Here is a 19,678-nt window from a genome sequence, read left to right as displayed (position 1 = left end):
AGGTCGCTCGTTCAGACGCCCACGCTTATCGGCTGTAAATTCTTAAAGAACATCGAAGCCGCTTTCGCTAGCTCCGTCGCGTCGCTGATTTGTCGTCAGCAGCGCAGAAGCGAGATTATGAACGATTCTTTTTGAATCCGTCAAGCAGTCTGCGAAATTATTTTCAGCGTCGACTGCGAGAATCTCGCCGCCAAATGAAAACCGGGAAACCCAGTCAAATCATTTGACTACCTCGGCATATCCTCCGAGGCCGCCGCTCAAAACGTTGTCGTGAGCAGCGAAGACCGAGAGTCTAGCACGAGTTTTTTCGGTCGCGCAACTCCCTCGTCATCTGATCGTCATGACGCGCGTTTGGCGAGCCCCACCCCTATATAGGGAGCGCCGGCCGTCCTGCGTCAATGCAGCCGTGACTGCGGCGCCAGCGCCTCCAGCGCCGCTTTCGCGGGCTCATCGCTTTCCAGAATCCGCGGCAGCGCTGCCGACAGGCGCGGCACATCCGCCCGGAGGATCCGCTGTTTGACCGACGGGATCTGGGAAGGGTGCATCGAGAAGCAGGTCAGCCCCATGGCCAACAGCAGGTCGGTGAAGGCCGAATCCCCCGCCATCTCGCCGCATACGCTGACTTCCTTGCCGGCCGCACGAGCCTGGGCGATGGCATTGGCCAGCAGATGCAGGACCGCGGGATGCCAGGGGTCATACAGATGCGCGACCGCCTCGTCGGCGCGATCGATGGCCAGCGTGTACTGGATCAGGTCGTTGGTCCCGATGGACACGAAGTCCACGTGCCTGAGCAACTGCGGCAGCATGATGGCCGCCGCCGGCACCTCCACCATGACGCCAAGTTGCACCTCGCCGTACGCCTGGCCGGTCTCGTCCAGTTGGCCCTTGACCCGCTTGATGGTTTCCTGGATCTGACGGATCTCCCCCAGGTGGGCCACCATCGGCACCAGCAGCTTCACCTTGCCAAAGGCGCTTGCCCGATAGATGGCCCGCAATTGCTGACGGAACATGCTCGGCTCCGCCAGGCTCCAGCGGATCGCTCGCAGGCCCATCGCCGGATTGAGCACATGCTCGTGGCGGAGTTCATTGACCGACATCCGATCCAGGGGCTTGTCCGCGCCGATGTCCACCGTGCGGATCGTCACCGGCAGGCCGGCCATCGCCTCGACGGCACTCTTGTAGGCAGCGAACTGCTCTTCCTCGCTGGGCAGGTCGCCCTCGCGGTTCATGAACAGGAACTCGCTGCGGAACAGGCCGACGCCGGTCGCGCCCGAGGCCAGCGCCGCCACGGTGTCGCCCGGCAGTTCGATGTTGGCGTGAAGCTCGATGCGCTGCCCGTCCATCGTGATCGCCGGCGTGTGGCGCAATCGGGCCAGCCGCGCGTTCTCGAGCTCCGCCTGGCGCTGCCTGAACCGGTACTCCTCCAGCACGATGGGGGAAGGATTGACGATGACCGTCCCGGCATCGCCGTCGATGATCACCCAATCGTCCTGGCGGATCAGCCGCGAGGCCTCGCGCGTTCCCACCACGGCGGGAATGGCCATGCTGCGAGCCACGATGGCGGTGTGAGAGGTCTTCCCCCCGATGTCGGTGATGAAGCCCTGGAAGACGCTGCGCTTGAACTGGATCATGTCCGCCGGCGCGATGTCGGCGGCTACCAGCAGCAAGGGATCCTCGCCGGCGAAGTCGCGCGCGACCACGGCCGAGGCGCCACTGGGCGACTCGTCCTGCTCGGTGGCGAGCGCAGCCAGCACGCGCTCGACCACCTGCTCCAGGTCGGCCTTGCGCTCGCGCAGGTAGTCGTCCTCCATTTCGTCGAACTGCCGCGCCAGCACCTCGAGTTGCGCCGACAGCGCCCACTCGGCGTTGTAGTGGCGGTCGACGATCCAGTCGCGGGCGGCATCGACGAGCGCCTCGTCGTTCAGCAGCAGCAGGTGGACATCCAGCAGCGCGTCGAGCTCATGCGGCGCGTCCTCCGGCAGCTCGGCCTTGAGGGCCTGCAGCTCGCGCGTCACCGCGTCGCGACCGCGGACCAGCCGCGCATATTCCTGCTCCGCGTCGGCGGCGCCAATGAAGTAGTGGGCGACGTCGACGCGGCTGGACGCGACCAGCACGGCTCGGCCGATCGCCACGCCGCGGGAAACGGGAATGCCGAAGACCTGGAAACTCATGCGCCGACTTTAGCAGCGGGTGTCGAAGCCCTCTTGAGCCGCAGGTGAACTTGCGAAAACCCCTGTGAGCCCAGCGTCAATCGTCCGTGCGGGCGAGCGTGACGACGGCACGACTGTCATGGTTCGTTCACTTGAGGGTCACCGACGCGTCACCGCCGCCGCTCAGCATCCCGGCATCACTTCAGCGAGGCTTTGCCATGAGGGATCTGCCGCTGCCCACCCTGCCCTTCTCCGATCTGCGCCCCGCCGAGGCGCCCCGGAGGTCACTTCCAGCCAGCTCCCAAGACGTCGTTGTCGACGCTGCGCGCGCTCGCTTCCATGTGGGTTGGGCGCGCACGGAGGACGAGGTCCGGCAGGCCCAGCGCCTGAGGTACCAGGTCTTCGTCGACGAAATGGGCGCGCGGCTGAGCGTGCCCGCCGGTGCGCCCGCCGGTCATGACATCGACCTCTTCGATCCCTTCTGCGAGCACCTGCTCGTGCGCACGCTCGACGAGCACGGCCAACCGGCCGAGGTGATCGGCACTTACCGGGTGCTGACGCCGGAGGCGGCCCGCCGCGCCGGCGGCCTGTACAGCGAGACGGAGTTCGACCTGACCCGACTGCGCTCGCTGCGCCCCCGCATGGTCGAGCTGGGCCGCTCCTGCGTGCATCCGAACCACCGCCATGGCGGCGCCATCATGGCGCTGTGGGGCGCGCTGGCCGAATTCATGGTCCGCAACGACCTGGACACGATGATCGGCTGCGCCTCCATCAGCATGCGCGACGGCGGCCACTACGCGGCCAGCCTGTGGCGCCAGCTGGAAGGCAGCCATCTGGCCGACATCGCGTGGCAGGTGCGCCCCCGCCTGCCGCTGCCGGTCGACGACCTGCGCCAGGACCTGGTCGTCGAGCCGCCGCCGCTGATCAAGGGTTACCTGCGCGTCGGTGCGCGCATCCTGGGCCGTCCCGCCTGGGATCCGGACTTCAACACCGCCGACCTGCCGATGATCATGCGCATCGCGGACCTGCCGGCACGCTACCGAAAGCACTTCCTCGGCGGTCTTTGACGACGCCCGTCCATGCAGAAATGAAAAGGGCTGCCTCGGCAGCCCTTTCTCGTGACGTGGCCGCCTTACTGGCCTTCGCCGAACTTGTCATTGACCAGCGCGGTGATCGCCTCGTGCGCGGCCTGCTCGTCCTCGCCCGTGGTCTCGAGTTCCACTTCGGCGCCGATCCCGGCGGCCAGCATCATCACGCCCATGATGCTCTTGGCATTCACGCGCCGGCCGTTGCGGGTCATGAAGACCTCCGCCTTGAATCCCCCCGCCAGTTTGGTCAGCTTCGCCGAGGCACGGGCATGCAGGCCCAGCTTGTTGCTGATGGTGAGGGTCGACTTGATCATGAGCAGGAAGGTTGGGACGAGGAGTGGGTGGAGCACGGCGCCGTCGCGTCGCACAGGATCCCCTGGGTACCGCCCTGGCTGGCGCGCTGCAGCAGCGCATCCAGTCCTTCGCCGGCGTAGCACAGCGAGCGCCACAACATCGGCACGTTGACGCCGGTCAGCACCTTGACCTGCTCGCCCTGCAGGCGCAGCGCGGCATTCGTCGGTGTGGCGCCATAGACGTCGGTCAGCACCAGGGTCTGCAGATGTCCGGAGGCGCTGATCAGCGCCCGCGCCAGCGACTCGACATCGTCGGCGCTCATCTCCGGCGTCACGTCCAGCACGCTGAGCTGTAGCGCGCAGTGCGGGAACGTGTGCTCGGCCACCTGCTTGAGCGCGGTGGCCAGCGGAGCATGGGCGATCAGCAGCAGGCCGGACATGGGGCGCATTATCGTGCGGCGCAGCATGGCGCGGGCGGGGCCCGCACAAATCCTCAATCCGGGGGAGGACGCCTTGGTGGTCCCTCAAAGGGGCAGTTGCACCGACCCCAGGAACACGTCCCAGGCTTCCGCGTCCAGGCGCTCGCCCTGCAGCAGCAGCTGGTACAGGCGCCCCTCCCGGGAGAACACGGCCTGGCGCACCTGCTGGGCCGGCTGGCCCGGCCGGGCCTCGAAGGCCTGCTGGAACGCTTCGGGATCGACGGCGATCCCGCGGACGCCGAGAGGCGCCGAGGCGCCGGGAGCCATCTGCCGGGCGATGCCGTCGTGCATGCGGCGCATCGCCGCGGAGGTCGCGCGCGCGTCGCCCAGGTCGGTCCAGGTGAAGGAGAACTGCCCGCCGCGGGCCTTGCAGCTCATGGAGCGCACGACGACCGGCTGGCCGGCGGGTCCGGGCTGGGTGCGTTCCTCGCGTTCGGGCTTGCAGGGGAACATCAGCGAGACCTGCGCGCCTTCCGGATCGACCTTGCGCCAGTTCAGCGCGGGACTGCAGCCGGCGGCCAGCACCAGCGGCAGGATCGGAACGAGCGGGGCCAGTCGTCGCATCGGGCGATTATGGCGGCCGTGCGACCGGCGCCTGCCTCGCGGGCGACCCCGGCGGCATCCCCCACAATGCCCCGATGAGCGAAGCGAACTCCCCCCGTCCCTCCGCCATGGCCCTGCAGGGCGTGCGCGTTCTGGATCTTTCCCGCGTGCTGGCCGGACCCTGGTGCACGCAGACCATGGCGGACCTCGGCGCCGACGTCATCAAGGTCGAACGCCCCCCCAGAGGCGGCCATCCCGGCGGGGACGACACCCGCGGATGGGGGCCACCCTATCTGAAGGACCGCGACGGCCAGGACACCGCCGAGGCGGCGTACTACCTGGGCGCGAACCGCAACAAGCGCTCGATCGGCGTCGACATCGCCAGTCCCAAGGGCCAGGCGCTGATCCGGGAACTGGCCCTGCGCGCGGACGTGGTGGTCGAGAACTACAAGGTCGGCGACCTGACCCGCTACGGCCTGGATGCGCCGGCGCTGCTCGCGCTCAATCCGCGGCTGGTGTTCTGCTCGGTCACCGGCTTCGGCCAGACCGGCCCCTACCGGGACCGCGCCGGCTACGACTACGCGGTCCAGGGCCTGGGCGGTCTGATGAGCGTCACCGGCGAGGCCGACGCGCTGCCCGGCGGCGGACCGCAGAAGGTCGGCGTGGCGGTGGCCGACCTGTTCACCGGCATGTATGCGACGGTGGCGATCCTGGCCGCGCTGCGCCACCGCGACGCGACCGGCGAGGGCCAGGTCGTCGACATGGCGCTGCTGGACACGCAGGTGGCGATGCTGGCCAACCTGGGCGCGAACTACCTGAGCACCGGCCAGGCGCCGCGCCGCATGGGCAATGCCCACCAGAACATCGTGCCGTACCAGGTCTTCCAGGCCAATGACGGCCACCTGATCGTCGCGGTCGGCAACGACGGCCAGTTCGTCAAGTTCTGCGAACTGCTCGGCGTGCCCGAGCTGGCCCGCGATCCGCGCTACGCGACCAACGCCCAGCGGGTGCGGCACCGCGAGGCGCTGGTCCCGCTGCTGGCCGAGCGCATCGCCGCGCGCCCGCGCCAGCATTGGCTCGACGCGATGGAGGCGGCCAAGGTGCCGGGCGGCGCGATCAACGACCTGGCCGAGGTTTTCGAGGATCCGCAGGTGCGACATCGCGGCATGGTCGTGCCGATGGCGCATCCGCTGAGCGACGCGCTGCGCGTCGTCGCCAGCCCGATGAAGCTGTCCGGCACGCCGGTGGCCTACCGATTGCCCCCGCCGCTGCTGGGACAACACACCGACGAGGTCCTGGCCGAGCTCGGCCACGGCCCCGAGGCCATCGCCGCCTGGCGCGAGGAAGGAGTCATCGCATGAGCAGCACCGATCGAGACGGCGCGGATCGAGCGCGGGGCGTGGACATCGTCCTGGTGCACGGCGCCTGGCTGGGCGCCTGGGCGTGGAGGCGGGTGCTGGCGCCGCTGCGGGCGGCCGGCCATCGCGTCTTCCCGGTGACGCTGAGCGGCGTCGGCGAGCGGGCGCACCAGCCGCACGAGGGCATCCGCCTGCAGACCCACATCGACGACGTCAAGGCCGTCATCGAGTGCGAGGAACTGAGCGAGGTGCTGCTGGTCGGCCACAGCTACAGCGGCATGGTGATCACCGGCGTGGCCGACCAGTTGCCGACCCGCATCGCGCGGCTGGTCTACCTGGACGCGGTGGTGCCGGAGCCGGGCGAGTCCTGGTCCAGCCGCCACACGCCGGAGACCCAGGCGCAGCGGCGCGAGCTGATCGCCAAGTTCGGCCACCTGCCGGTGACCGAGCCGCACGGCATGGGGCTCAAGCCGGAGGACTTCGACTGGATGATGCGCTGCCAGCGCCCGCAGCCGGGCGGCGTCTACGACAGCCCGCTGGACTTCGACCAGGAAGCCTGGCTGGCGCGCCCGCGCACCTTCATCGACTGCAACCGTCCGGCCCTGCTCACCATCGCCGCCGCGCGCGAACGCGCCCGCAACCAGCCCGGCTGGGAACGCTTCGAGATCCCGACCGGCCACCAGGTGATGATCTCGGCGCCCGAGGCGCTCATCGAGCGCCTGCTCATGCTGGCCGACCGCCAGGCCAAGGGCTGACGGATCGTCCGCCATCCGCCCCCGTCCCCCTGGGAAACGTGAGCCATTTCACGGCATCCCCCCAGGGGGGCGGTTGCCCCCGACTCACGGGATGGCCTCCCCCAGGACCGCGCGGAACCATGGCGCCTCCCCGCCCCGGCATGCCGCCGGCGGCCCACCCGAACGAGAGAGCATGTCCCGCCCGCCCCCCACCGTGGCCGCGCCGCTGGCCGCCAATGACATGGTGCAGCGCCCCAGCGATTCCCAATGGGGCGACATCGTCCAGCAGCTCGGCGCCGAGATCGCCGGCCCGCTGAGCGGGGCGCTGGAGCGCATCCACGCCTTGATCAGCAGCGGCCAGATCGACCGCCAGGGCCTGCGGGCGCTGCGCGACGCGGTGGCGCAGGCCCGCGAGGCCGGGATGGTCAGCCAGCAACTGGCCCGGCTGGCGTCGGGCCGGCTGCGGCTGTCGCGCGAGCAGGTGTCGCTGACGCAGGTGCTGCGCGGCGTGCTGGCGCAGCGCAGCCGCGAGACCCAGGCGCGCGGCATCCAGATCCGCCAGCTGCTGCAGCCGATCGAGGTGATGACCGACGCGTCGCTGCTGTTCTCGCTGCTGAACGCGGTGATGGACTGGGCGCTCACGAACACGCATTCCTCGCTGGAGATGCGGCTGGACCTGACGCCCTGGCCCGCCAAGGCGCGGCTGATGTGCCGCTTCGCCCACCGCTCGCTGGACCTGGGCAGCGCGCCCTCGTCGGCGATCAATGAACCGCCCGAATCGCTGAACTCGCTGACCTGGCGCCTGATCGAGCAGACCGCGCTGACGATCGGCGCGCTGCCGCTGCGCGAGGACGAGGCCGGCATCACGATGCTGACGCTGGAGTTCCCGCACCTGGCCGGCGACGAGCCCGGCGCGCAGCACGGCCCCGCGCCGGTCGCGCCGCCGGACCGGCCCGAGCTCGACGATCCGACGCCGTCGCACAACTCCAAGCCGCTGGCGGGCTGCCACCTGCTGATCGTCTCGCCGCGCCGCGAGCTGCGGCAGGAGATCCAGGCCGCGGTGCGCCACATGGGGCTGATCATCGACGCCGTGGGCTCGATGGACGAAGCCCTGCAGTTCTGCGAGGAAGGCCTGCCGCACGGCATCGCCTTCGAGCAGTCGCTGCGTGACGCGGACTTCGATCGCCTGCGCGCCGACATCACCGGCGAGGTGCCCAACTTCAGCTTCGTCGAGGTGATGGACGGCGACCAGCAGACGCAGCTCTCGACCGCGACGGCCGACCACATGGCGCGGATCTCGCGGCAGAACCTGCAGGACGCGCTGCCGTCGGTGCTGCTCTTCGAGCTGTCCAAGGCGCTGTGAGGCGCCCTCCCGCCCAAGCCCCTGCCCGGTGACGGGCCACGGACGACCGGCATACACTCGCCCCCCATGAAGCTGCCTCGCTGGACCGGACTCCTGTTGTTGGTTGCCGCCGTCGGTGTCGGCGCCGGCCTCGCCTACGAGGGCCTGAAGCCCGAACCCGCCCCCCAGGTGGATTACGTGCTGCTCGACGGTTCGAAGCACGCGTCCGCGCAGGCTTGGTCCGGCAAGGTGATGCTGGTCAACTTCTGGGCCACGTCCTGCACGACCTGCGTCAAGGAAATGCCCAACGTCATCGCGACGCACCAGAAGTACAAGGACAAGGGTTTCGACACGCTGGCGGTGGCCATGAGCTATGACCCGCCGGCCTATGTCGCCAACTATGCCGAGACCCGCCAGTTGCCCTTCGGCGTCGCGATGGACAGCACCGGCGAGATCGCGCGCCGCTTCGGCAAGGTGCAACTCACGCCCACCACCTTCCTGATCAACAAGCGGGGCGAGATCGTCAAGCGCTTCGTCGGCGAGCCCGACTTCGCCGCGCTGCACGGCACGATCGAGAAGCTGCTCGCGGAGAGCTGATCCGCCCTTCCCGCCCCGAAGCATGCCGCTCCCCGAGCGGCATTTTTCTTGGCCGCTCCTCGGGCGGGGCCGGACGCTTTGCGATTCTTTTCGTCGGCGACACCAGGCTGCTGTCGCCAGATACTAGGGTGTCGACATGCCCGCCGCCCCCGCGCCCTGACGGCGCCGCGACGGCCAGCCCGCGTCCCGCTCCCGGCCCGCCAGAGGCCCTCCGCACCAGCGACCGACCCGCATGAACACCAACAACAAGCTGCCCTGCCCGCCGGTCCCCGGCCCCGTCCGCATCCCTGGCGTCATGAGGCGCCACCGACAACAAGGCCGCGCGACGTCGTGGATCCTCGCCCTCGTCGTGCTGGCCGCGGCCGCCGGCGGCTGGTGGTGGTGGAAGGGCCGCGGCGCGGACGGCGAGGCCGGCGGCGGACCCGCGCGCGCCGCCAGCGGTCCCGGCGGCGCCAGCCCGGCCGGCGCCGGCGGACGGGGCGGCCGCTTCGCCGCCAACCGGGTGCAGCCGGTCTCGGTGACGCCCGCGCGGCTGCAGGACATCCGTCACACCGCCTCCGCCATCGGCACCATCAGCGCTTCCAACACCGCCGTCGTGCGCGCGCAGGTCAGCGGCGTGCTGCAGCAGCTGCACTTCACCGAGGGCCAGCAGGTGAAGGCCGGACAGCCGCTGGCGCAGATCGACCCGCGCGCCTTCCAGGCCGCGCTCGGCCAGGCCGAGGGCCAGCTGGCCCGCGACAAGGCCACGCTGGACAACGCGCGCATCGACCTGGCCCGCTACCAGGACCTGCTCGCCAAGGACGCGATCGCCCGCCAGCAGGTCGACACGCAGCAGGCGACGGTCCGCCAGCTCGATGGCACGGTGAAGGCCGACCAGGCCGCCGTGGACAGCGCCCGGCTGCAGGTCACCTACACCCGGGTGCTGGCGCCGATCTCGGGCCGCGTCGGCCTGAAGCAGGTCGACATCGGCAACGTCGTGCAGACCAGCGACGCCAACGGCGTGGTCAGCATCACGCAGACGCGGCCCATCGCGCTGACCTTCGCCGTGCCGTCGGCGCTGCTGCCCCAAGTGACCGCCGGCCTGAAGGACAAGGCGTCGCTGACGGTGGAAGCCTGGAGCCGCGACGGCAAGACGCGCCTGGCGACCGGCCGGCTCGCGACCGCCGACAACGCCATCGACCTGAGCACCGACACGATCAAGCTCAAGGCGCTGTTCCCGAACGAGGACGATGCGCTCTACCCCAACCAGTCGGTCAGCGTGAAGCTGCAGCTCGCCACCGAGGCCAACCGCCTGGCCGTGCCGGCCGCCGCGGTGCTGCGCGGCGCGCAGGGCTTCTACGTCTACGTCGTCGGCCCGGACAACACCGTGAGCACGCGGGTCGTGCAGACCGGCGCGGTCGACGGCGACTGGATGGCGGTGGACGGCCCGCTGCAGCCCGGCGATCGCATCGTCGTGGACGGCGTCGACCGCCTGCGCGAGGGCGCCAAGGTCGAGGTCATCGCCAACGACCCGAAGCAGCGCGCCGGTGCCAACGCGGCGCCGCGACGCGGCCGCGGCGCGAGCGCACCGGGCGGCGCGGCCTCCGGCGCGCGCGGCGGCAGCCGTCACGCCTCGGGCGCTTCCGCTCCCGCCACTTCCGCGGCCCCCGGCGACAGCGGCAACCCGGCCGACGCGGCGCTGCGCGCGCCCACCGCCGAGGCGCGCAACGACGCGGCCCAGTCCGGCGGCGAGCGCCCGGCCTGGCTGGACCGGCTGCCGCCGGACCTGCAGGACAAGGTCATGAAGATGAGCCCCGCCGAGCGCGAGGCCTGGATCGCCGAGCGCCGCGCCGAACGCGCCAAGCGCCAGGCCGCCTCCGGCAACGCCCGCTGACCGCGACGAGGGCAAGGCCATGGCCATGAACCCGTCCCGTCCCTTCATCGAGCGGCCGGTCGCGACCTCGCTGCTGATGCTGGCCATCCTGCTGGCGGGCCTGCTGGCCTACCGGCTGCTGCCGCTGTCGGCGCTGCCCGAGGTCGACTACCCCACCATCCAGGTCACGACGCTCTATCCGGGCGCGAGCCCCGACGTCATCTCCACCACCGTCACCGCGCCGCTGGAGCGCCAGTTCGGCCAGATGCCGGGGCTGGGGCAGATGACCTCGTCGAGCTCGGGCGGCGCCTCGGTGATCACGCTGCGCTTCTCGCTGGGCCTGTCGCTGGACGTGGCCGAGCAGGAGGTGCAGGCCGCGATCAATGCCGGATCGAACCTGCTGCCCTCCGACCTGCCAATGCCGCCGGTCTACAGCAAGGTCAACCCGGCCGACGCGCCGGTGATGACGATCGCGGTGACCTCGCCCTCGCTGCCGGTCATCAAGGTGCATGACCTGGTGGAGAACCGCCTCGCGCCCAAGCTGTCGCAGGTCGACGGCGTGGGCCTGGTGAGCATCGCCGGCGGCCGCCGGCCCGCCGTGCGCATCCAGGCCAACCCGAGCACGCTGGCCGCGCTGGGCCTGTCGCTGGACGACGTGCGCAGCGCCATCGCCTCGGCCAACGTCAACCAGGCCAAGGGCAGCTTCGACGGCGCGCAGCGCGCCTCCACCATCGACGCCAATGACCAGCTGCGCTCCGCCGCCGAGTACCAGAACCTGATCATTGCCTGGAAGAACGGCAACCCGCTGCGGCTCAGCGATGTCGCCCAGATCGTCGACGACGCCGAGAACCTGCGTCTGGCGGCCTGGGCCGACACGACGCCGGGCGTCATCCTGAACGTGCAGCGCCAGCCCGGCGCCAACGTGATCCAGACCGTCGACCGGGTGAAGGCGCTGCTGCCCAAGCTGCAGGGCACGCTGCCGGCGTCCGTCGACGTGCAGATCCTGGCCGACCGCACCACCACGATCCGCGCCTCGGTCGATGACACCGAGATCGAGCTGCTGCTCGCCATCGCGCTGGTGGTGGCGGTGATCTTCCTGTTCCTGCGCAGCGGCAGCGCCACGCTGATCCCCAGCGTCGCGGTGCCGCTGTCGCTGGTGGGCACCTTCGGCGTGATGTACCTGGCCGGCTTCTCGATCAACAACCTGACGCTGATGGCGCTGACGATCTCCACGGGCTTCGTCGTCGACGACGCGATCGTGATGATCGAGAACATCGCCCGCTACGTCGAGGAAGGCGACTCACCGATGGAGGCCGCCTTCAAGGGCTCGCGCCAGATCGGCTTCACCATCATCTCGCTGACCGTCTCGCTGATCGCGGTGCTGATCCCGCTGCTGTTCATGGGCGACGTGGTGGGCCGGCTGTTCCATGAATTCGCGATCACGCTGGCGGTGGCCATCCTGATCTCGGCCTTCGTGTCGCTGACGCTGACGCCGATGATGAGCGCGCGGCTGCTGAAGCCGGAGACCGAGCAGAAGCACTCGCGGCTCGGCACCTGGTTCGGCGAGAAGTTCGAGGCCATGATCCAGGGCTACGGCCGCGCGCTGGACTGGGTGCTGGACCGCCCGGTGCTGACGCTGCTGGGCTTCGCCGCCACGCTGGCGCTGACCGCGCTGCTGTACGTGGTCGTGCCCAAGGGCTTCTTCCCGGTGCAGGACACCGGCCTGGTGCAGGTGATCACCGAGGCGACGCAGAGCACTTCCTTCGATGCGATGAGCGAGCGCCAGCAGCGGCTCGCCGAGGTCTTCCTGAAGGATCCCGACGTCGACCACATCGCGTCCTTCATCGGCGTGGACGGCGCGAACGCGTCGCTGAACACCGGCCGGATGCAGATCACGCTCAAGCCCTTCGCGCAGCGCCACGCGTCGGCCACCGAGGTCATCGCGCGGCTGGGCGACCTGAACCGCCAGGTGCCCGGCATCACCGCCTACATGCAGCCGGTGCAGGACCTGACCATCGAGGATCGCGTCTCCAAGACGCAGTACCAGTTCCTGCTGAGCTCGCCGGACTCGACCGACCTGCAGAAGGCCAATGACGCGCTGCTGGCGCGGCTCAAGCAGCTGCCGCAGCTGGCCGACGTCGCCAGCGATCTGCAGAACCAGGGCCTGCAGGCCTGGGTGCAGATCGACCGCGAGGCGGCCGGCCGGCTCGGCGTCACGGTCTCGTCGATCGACACCGCGCTCTACAACGCCTTCGGCCAGCGGCTGATCTCGACGATCTACACGCAGGCCAGCCAGTACCGCGTGGTGCTGGAGGCGGCGTCGGAATTCCGCAGCGGCCCGCGCGCGCTCGAAGGGCTGTACGTGCCGGGCAGCACAACGACGACCAGTGCGACCGGCACGGCCGCCACCACGACGGTGCAGGTGCCGCTGAGCTCGGTGGCGCAGATCGTCGAGCGGCCGGCGGCGCTGGCGATCAACCATGTGGCGCAGTTCCCGGCCGCGACGATCTCGTTCAACCTGCCTCCCGGCGTCGCGCTGGGCGACGCGGTGCAGGCGATCAAGGCCGAGCAGGCGAAGCTGGACCTGCCCATCAGCGTCGAGACCAGCTTCCAGGGCGCGGCCGAGGCCTTCAGCAATTCGCTGTCCAGCACGCTGTTCCTGATCCTGGCCGCGGTGGTCACCATGTACATCGTGCTGGGCGTGCTCTACGAGAGCTACATCCATCCGGTCACCATCCTGTCGACGCTGCCCTCGGCCGGCGTCGGCGCGCTGCTGGCGCTGCTGATCGGTGGGCTGGACCTGGGGATCATCGCGATCATCGGCATCGTGCTGCTGATCGGCATCGTGAAGAAGAACGCGATCATGATGATCGACTTCGCGCTCGAGGCCGAGCGCGAGCAAGGCCTCGATCCGCGCGCCGCGATCCACCAGGCCTCGCTGCTGCGCTTCCGTCCGATCCTGATGACGACGATGGCCGCGCTGCTGGGCGCGCTGCCGCTGATGCTGGGCACGGGCGTCGGCCATGAACTGCGGCATCCGCTGGGCGTGACCATGGTCGGTGGCCTGATCGTGAGCCAGCTGCTGACGCTGTTCACGACGCCGGTGATCTACCTCGGCTTCGCGCGCATGGCGCAGCGCTGGCGCGAACGCCGTGGCGTGAAGCGCGAAACGCGCGCCGCGGCGCAGCACCGCGGTCCCGACGCGCCGGAGATCGCCGATCCGGCCGCGCCGCTCGCGCCCGCCGGTCCGAGCCTGCTCCGGCAACCGGGCGATGACGGCGGAGCGCCGCGATGAATATTTCAGCGCCGTTCATCGCGCGTCCGGTCGCGACGACGCTGATCACCATCGGCATCGCGCTGGCGGGGATGCTGGGCTACCACTTCCTGCCGATCGCGCCGCTGCCGCAGGTGGACTTTCCGACGATCTCGGTGTCCGCCTCGCTGCCAGGTGCCAGCCCCGACACGATGGCCGCGACGGTGGCCACGCCGCTGGAGCGCGCGCTGGGCAGCATCGCCGGCGTGACCGAGATCACCTCGCGCTCCTCGCTGGGCTCGAGCAGCGTGACCCTGCAGTTCGACCTGAGCCGCGACATCAACGGCGCCGCGCGCGACGTCCAGGCGGCGATCAACGCCGCGCGCACGCTGCTGCCCTCGGGCCTGCCCAGCAATCCGACCTACCGCAAGGTCAACCCGGCCGACGCGCCGATCATGATCCTGGCGCTGACCTCGAAGACGCTGACGCGCGGCCAGATGTACGACACCGCCTCGACGGTGCTGGCGCAGCGGCTGGCCCAGGTGGACGGCGTCGGGCAGGTCAACGTCGGCGGCGGCGCGCTGCCGGCGGTGCGGGTGGAGCTCAATCCGGACAAGCTGGCGGCCAACGGCATCGCGCTGGACCAGGTGCGCCAGGCCATCACCAACACCAACGCGAACCGGCCCAAGGGCGCGGTCGAGCAAGGCGGCCGCTACTGGCAGGTCGGCGCCAATGACCAGGCCCGCACCGCCGCGGAGTACGCGCCGGTGGTGCTGTCCTACCGCGACGGTGCGGCGCTGCGGCTGCGCGACGTGGCCGAGGTCAGCGACTCGGTCCAGGACGTGCGCAACTACGGCGCGTCCAACGGCCAGCCGGCGATCCTGCTGTTCATCCAGAAGGAGCCGGGCGCCAACATCATCGAGACCGTCGCCCATGTGCGCGAGCTGCTGCCGCGCCTGCAGGCCTCGATCCCGCCCGCCATCGAGCTCAAGGTCATCAGCGACCGCACGCCGACGATCCGGGCCTCGCTGGACGAGGTGCAGCGCGCGATGGCGATCGCCGTCGGGCTGGTGATCCTGGTGGTGCTGCTGTTCCTGCGCAGCTGGCGCGCGACGCTGCTGCCGGCGGTGGCGGTGCCGGTCTCGCTGGCCGGCACCTTCGGCGTGATGTACCTGTGCGGCTACAGCCTGGACAACCTGTCGGCGATGGCGCTGACGGTGGCCACCGGCTTCGTCGTCGACGACGCGATCGTGGTGCTGGAGAACATCACCCGCTACATCGAGCAGGGCCTGACACCCGTCGCGGCCGCGCTGCGCGGCGCGCGCGAGATCGGCTTCACCGTGATCTCGATCAGCCTGTCGCTGGTGGCGGTCTTCATCCCCATCCTGCTGATGGGTGGCGTCGTGGGGCGGCTGTTCCGCGAGTTCGCGGTGGTGCTGTCGGCGTCCATCCTGGTGTCGATGGTGGTCTCGCTGACGACGACGCCGATGATGGCCTCGCGGGTGCTCCGGGCCCGCCCGGAACCCGCGCACGGCGCGGCGGCGCGGCGCCAGGGCCGGCTCGCGCGCGCGGCCGGCCGCTTCAACCGCGCGCTGGCGCGGGGCTACCGGCGCTCGCTGATGTGGACGCTGCGCCACCAGCCGGTGGCCCTGCTCTCGCTGGTGGCGGTGATCGCCCTGAACGTGCATCTGTACGGCGTGATCCCCAAGACCTTCTTCCCGCAGCAGGACACCGGCGTGCTCATCGGCGGCGTGCAGGCCGACCAGGGCAGCTCCTTCGAGATGATGCGCAAGCGCGTCGACCGCTTCATGGACATCATCCTGTCCGACCCGGCGGTGCAGAACGTCAACGGCAGCACCGGCGGCGGGCAGCGCAACTCGGCGAACTTCTACATCACCCTCAAGCCGCTGAAGGAACGCAAGGTCTCGGCCGACCAGGTGGTGAACCGGCTGCGCGACAAGATGGCGCACGAGCCGGGCGCCAACCTGTTCATGGTGCCGGTGCAGGACATCCGCATCGGCGGCCGGCAGGCCAACGCGCAGTACCAGTTCACGCTGCAGGCCGACGACCTGGCGGTGCTGCGCGAATGGGAACCGCGGGTGCGCAATGCGCTGTCCAACCTGCCGGAGCTGACCGACGTCAACACCGACCAGCAGGACAAGGGCATGCAGACCTCGCTGGTGATCGACCGCGATGCGGCGGCACGGCTGGGCATCAGCGTCAGCACCATCGACACGACGCTCAACAACGCCTTCGGCCAGCGCCAGGTCGGCGTGATCTACAACCCGCTGAACCAGTACCGCGTGGTGATGGAGCTCGCGCCGGAGTACCTGCAGGGGCCGGAGACGCTGCGCAAGCTCTACGTGACCAGCAGCTCGGGCGCGCAGGTGCCGCTGTCGGCGTTCAGCCGCTTCGAGACCACCAACACGCCGCTGTCGGTGAACCACCAGAGCGGCACGCCGGCCTCGACCATCAGCTTCAACCTGCCCGAGGGCGTGTCGCTGTCGCAGGCGACCGACGCGATCAACAACGCGATGGCGGAGCTGGGCATCCCGGTGTCGGTGCGGGGCACCTTCGCGGGCACGGCCAACGCGTTCCAGGATGCGCTGAAGTCGCAGCCCATCCTGATCGGCGCGGCCATCATCGCGATCTACCTGGTGCTGGGCATGCTCTACGAGAGCCTGGTGCATCCCGTGACCATCCTGTCGACGCTGCCGTCGGCGGGCGTGGGCGCGCTGCTGGCGCTGATGATGTTCAACACCGAGTTCTCGATCATTGCCTTGATCGGCGTGATCCTGCTGATCGGCATCGTGAAGAAGAACGCGATCATGATGATCGACTTCGCCATCGCGCGGCAGCGCACGAGCGCTCACCTGACGGCGGGCGCGGCGATCTTCCGCGCGGCCAAGCTGCGGCTGCGGCCCATCCTGATGACGACCTTCGCGGCGATCTTCGGCGCGGTGCCGCTGGCCATCGGCAGCGGCGATGGCGCCGAGCTGCGCCAGCCGCTGGGCATCGCGATCGTCGGCGGCCTGATCCTGAGCCAGCTGCTGACGCTGTACACGACGCCGGTCGTGTTCGTGATGATGGAAAGGCTGCGCCAGCGCGTGATGCGGCGCCGCGCGGCGAAACGCGCCGCCAGCGCCGCGCGGCCGCCGCACGAGGCGCCCACGACGACTCCCGAGCCGCCCGCGGCTCCGACCCTGCAGGGCTGAGACATGCCGACCCCGATGACCTCGATGACCGCGACTTCATTCCTCCGTCCCTCGCTGCCGGCCGTGGCGGCGGCGGTGCTTGTCGCACTGCTGAGCGGCTGCGCGGTGACGCGCGTCGATCCGCCCGCGCCGGTGACGGCGCCGGCGCAGTACAAGGAGGACGGGCTCTGGAAGCAGGCCCGGCCCGCCACCGCCGAGCCGGTCCCGGAGCAGTGGTGGACGCTGTTCGACGACCCCGTGCTGAACGACCTGCAGCGCCGCCTGGTGATCGGCAACGAGAACCTGAAGGCCGCCGTGGCGCAGCTGGCCGGCGCGCGCGCGGCGCTGGAGGCGAGCCGCTCGGCGCTGCTGCCGACGCTGGCGGTGGGCGTGTCGGGCACGCGCAGCGCGAGCCCGGATGGCAACGTCACCAACGGGACGATCAACCGCGGCCCGACCAACAGCGTGCAGGCCTCGCTCAACGCGAGCTGGGAGCCGGACCTGTGGGGCCGGCTGCGGCTGGCCAGCGAGGGCGCGGGCGCGACGCTGCAGGCCACCGCGGACGACCTGGCGGCGGCGCGGCTGAGCGCGCAGGCGACGCTGGCGCAGAGCTATTTCTCGCTGCGCACGGCGGAGGCGCAGGAAGCGCTGTACGACCGCAGCGTGCAGGCCTACCAGCGTTTCCTGGACCTGACGCAGGCGCGTTACCAGAGCGGCGTGGCCGCGCGCAGCGACGTGCTGCAGGCGCAGACGCAGCTGCGCTCGGCGCAGGCGCAACTGCTGGAGACGCGGTCCACGCGCGCCCAGCTGGCGCATGCGATCGCGGTGCTGCTCGGTCTGCCGCCGTCGGCGCTGGAGCTCTCGAAGAATGCCGCGCTGCCCACGCCGCCGGAGGTCCCGATGATGCTGCCGTCGCAGCTGCTCGAGCGCCGGCCCGACATCGCCGCGGCGCAGCGGCGGGTGGCCTCGGCGTATGCGCAGATCGGCGTGGCGGACGCGGCCTACTTCCCGTCGCTGACCTTGTCGGGCAGCGGCGGCTACCGAAGCAGCACGCTCAGCAAGCTGCTGTCGGCGCCCAACCTGTTCTGGTCGCTCGGCCCGTCGCTGGCGCAGGCGATCTTCGACGGCGGCCAGCGCAAGCTGGCGAGCGCGCAGGCCCGCACCAGCGCGGAGGTCGCGACCTCGACCTACCGGCAGACGGTGTTGACAGCGCTGCAGGAGGTCGAGGACAACCTGATCCTGGCCGACCACCTGCGTGAAGAGGCGCGGCTGCAGCAGGAGGCGCTGGCATCAGCGCAGCGCAACCTGGAACTGGTGACGGACCAGTACCGCGCGGGCACGGTGTCCTTCCTGGACGTCACGACCGCGCAGAACAGCGCGTTCAATGCGGAGGCCTCGCTGCTGTCGGTGCGCAACCGGCAACTGGCGGCGATCAGCCTGCTGCTGAAGAACGTGGCGGGGCGGTGGACGCCGGCTTGAGGCGGCGTGAGGCGGCGTGAGGCGGCGTGAGGCGGCATAAGGCTGCGCGCAGCGACCTGCCGTGGGCCAGTGGTCCGGTTGTCTTCGCTGCGCAACAAGGGTGCTGACCCTTGAGTTCAGTCGGAATTGAGCGCTCCTAGCATGCCTCTCATTGGGCGCCTTGACGCCCGTGAGACTGACCGCGGCGGACGTCCGCGAAAGGAACAGGCATGCAGATCGATCCCGCAGCGAGGGCGGCCGTGCGCGGCGCCCTGCCCCCACCGACGAGGGCCGAGGATCTCGAGCGGTATCACGCCGTCGAGACCTACATCACCCAACACGCGCCGCAATACCGGATCCAGTTGCGCCCGCAGTATCGCGAGCGCCTGTCCACCATTCCCGCCGACCTGGCCAAGGAGCAGTTGGACATCGAGCTGTTCAAGATCCAGAAGGACATTGAACTGGAACATCGCCAGCGAGCCGCCAGCATCCAGTCGATGCCCTTGGACTCCGCAACCGGGTCGAGCGAGTACGCAGCGCTCTACCGGCAATACCTGGACGAGGAGAACGAACTCGGGAAGGCGGCGCTGGCGCGCTACGTCGTGCACCGCCGCACGATCCTGGAGATGCTCGAGGGCGCATTGAAGATCCAGGACTCCGGCGCCTACGCGCGCGAGGACCTCATCCACGGCCTGATCTTTCCAATGCGGACGACGTCGGATGAAGTGGACTTCACGAGGCAGAACCTGTGGGTCGTCGATGAACGGCTCGCGTATCACACGCACCTGGCGTCGGACCTGCCGATGAGCCGGCTGACGCCCATCGCCGTGGCGGACCGCGATGAACCGGATCTCGTGGTGTTCAACACCCCGCGGGCCTTCGCCGACACCAAGAGCCCGTACCAGTCGGTCGTCATCGTCGAGTTCAAGCGTCCCGAACGTAACGAGTACCCCGCCCGGGAGGAGAACCCGGTCGAGCAGGTCCTGCGCTATGTCCGCAAGATCAAGGAGGGCCAGGCCAAGGACCGCGACCTGAAAACCATCAACGTCGGCGCGATCCCCTTCTACGCCTACATCCTGTGCAGCCTCACGCCCCGCATGCGCGCCATCGCGGAAGACCACGACTTCGTGCGGACGCCTGACAACGAGGGCTACTTCAAGTACCACCAGAGCCAGGGCTGCTACATCGAGATCGTGTCCTACGACAAGGTGCTCAACGATGCGAAGAAGCGCAACCGTGCCTTCTTCGAAAGGCTGCAGATTCCCGCCACCTGAATTGCGGGTTCGACCTCGCAACGAATGACGGCTCCCGAAGGAGCCGTCATTCGTTCGGCGCGT

14 protein-coding genes are annotated in these 19,678 nt (G+C 69.8%); 10 read left to right on the top strand and 4 right to left on the bottom strand.

The window, feature by feature from the left end; genetic code table 11:
- Positions 1 to 395: 395 nt before the first annotated feature.
- Entirely contained in the window at positions 396 to 2,171 is a 1,776-nt protein-coding gene (gene ptsP / locus BM393_RS20485) for a phosphoenolpyruvate--protein phosphotransferase (RefSeq protein WP_091731309.1), read from the bottom strand.
- Between the two features lie 197 nt (positions 2,172 to 2,368).
- Between ptsP and BM393_RS20480 the strand changes: the two genes are divergently transcribed.
- Positions 2,369 to 3,217 (top strand): GNAT family N-acetyltransferase, encoded by an 849-nt coding sequence (locus BM393_RS20480; RefSeq protein WP_091731304.1) that lies wholly within the window; start codon positions 2,369 to 2,371, stop codon positions 3,215 to 3,217.
- A gap of 65 nt (positions 3,218 to 3,282) precedes the next feature.
- Here BM393_RS20480 and BM393_RS20475 read toward each other — a convergent pair whose 3' ends face one another.
- The 3 genes from BM393_RS20475 to BM393_RS20465 form a co-directional block, all read right to left on the bottom strand.
- Positions 3,283 to 3,552: an HPr family phosphocarrier protein gene (locus BM393_RS20475; protein ID WP_091731299.1), complete on the bottom strand. Its 270-nt coding sequence runs from the start codon at positions 3,550 to 3,552 to the stop codon at positions 3,283 to 3,285.
- Positions 3,549 to 3,971 carry a PTS sugar transporter subunit IIA gene (locus BM393_RS20470; protein ID WP_254783511.1) on the bottom strand — a complete coding sequence of 141 codons (423 nt, stop codon included), beginning with the start codon at positions 3,969 to 3,971 and terminating at the stop codon, positions 3,549 to 3,551. The genes BM393_RS20475 and BM393_RS20470 overlap by 4 nt, the downstream gene beginning before the upstream one ends.
- A gap of 84 nt (positions 3,972 to 4,055) precedes the next feature.
- A complete protein-coding gene (locus BM393_RS20465; RefSeq protein WP_091731295.1) occupies positions 4,056 to 4,574 on the bottom strand; it encodes a hypothetical protein in 519 nt (172 codons plus the stop codon).
- Positions 4,575 to 4,648: 74 nt separating this feature from the next.
- Between BM393_RS20465 and BM393_RS20460 the strand changes: the two genes are divergently transcribed.
- From BM393_RS20460 to BM393_RS20420, 9 genes are all read left to right on the top strand, one after another.
- Positions 4,649 to 5,914: a CaiB/BaiF CoA-transferase family protein gene (locus tag BM393_RS20460; RefSeq protein WP_091731292.1), complete on the top strand. Its 1,266-nt coding sequence runs from the start codon at positions 4,649 to 4,651 to the stop codon at positions 5,912 to 5,914.
- Positions 5,911 to 6,666 (top strand): alpha/beta fold hydrolase, encoded by a 756-nt coding sequence (locus BM393_RS20455; protein WP_091731289.1) that lies wholly within the window; start codon positions 5,911 to 5,913, stop codon positions 6,664 to 6,666. The genes BM393_RS20460 and BM393_RS20455 overlap by 4 nt, the downstream gene beginning before the upstream one ends.
- 172 nt (positions 6,667 to 6,838) lie before the next feature.
- Complete coding sequence (locus tag BM393_RS20450; protein ID WP_091731286.1) at positions 6,839 to 8,008, top strand: hypothetical protein; 1,170 nt, start codon at positions 6,839 to 6,841, stop codon at positions 8,006 to 8,008.
- A 66-nt stretch (positions 8,009 to 8,074) separates the two neighbouring features.
- Entirely contained in the window at positions 8,075 to 8,584 is a 510-nt protein-coding gene (locus BM393_RS20445; protein ID WP_091731282.1) for a TlpA disulfide reductase family protein, read from the top strand.
- 232 nt (positions 8,585 to 8,816) lie between these two features.
- Positions 8,817 to 10,457 carry an MdtA/MuxA family multidrug efflux RND transporter periplasmic adaptor subunit gene (locus tag BM393_RS20440; protein WP_254783510.1) on the top strand — a complete coding sequence of 547 codons (1,641 nt, stop codon included), beginning with the start codon at positions 8,817 to 8,819 and terminating at the stop codon, positions 10,455 to 10,457.
- A gap of 25 nt (positions 10,458 to 10,482) precedes the next feature.
- Positions 10,483 to 13,731: an MdtB/MuxB family multidrug efflux RND transporter permease subunit gene (locus tag BM393_RS20435; RefSeq protein WP_091731948.1), complete on the top strand. Its 3,249-nt coding sequence runs from the start codon at positions 10,483 to 10,485 to the stop codon at positions 13,729 to 13,731.
- Positions 13,728 to 16,904: a multidrug efflux RND transporter permease subunit gene (locus tag BM393_RS20430; RefSeq protein ID WP_091731278.1), complete on the top strand. Its 3,177-nt coding sequence runs from the start codon at positions 13,728 to 13,730 to the stop codon at positions 16,902 to 16,904. Before BM393_RS20435 ends, BM393_RS20430 begins: the two co-directional genes overlap by 4 nt.
- A gap of 15 nt (positions 16,905 to 16,919) precedes the next feature.
- On the top strand, positions 16,920 to 18,362 hold the full coding sequence (locus tag BM393_RS20425) for an efflux transporter outer membrane subunit (protein WP_254783509.1): 1,443 nt from the start codon (positions 16,920 to 16,922) through the stop codon (positions 18,360 to 18,362).
- 209 nt (positions 18,363 to 18,571) lie between these two features.
- Positions 18,572 to 19,615, top strand: a complete 1,044-nt coding sequence (locus BM393_RS20420) for a hypothetical protein (protein ID WP_091731274.1) — start codon at positions 18,572 to 18,574, stop codon at positions 19,613 to 19,615.
- The last annotated feature ends 63 nt before the right edge of the window (positions 19,616 to 19,678 follow it).

The sequence above is a fragment of the Mitsuaria sp. PDC51 genome (assembly GCF_900113225.1).
In the GTDB taxonomy this organism is placed as follows: domain Bacteria; phylum Pseudomonadota; class Gammaproteobacteria; order Burkholderiales; family Burkholderiaceae_C; genus Roseateles.
The sequence above is the reverse complement of the archived record's forward strand: the minus strand, read 5'-3'. Positions and strand labels throughout refer to the sequence as shown.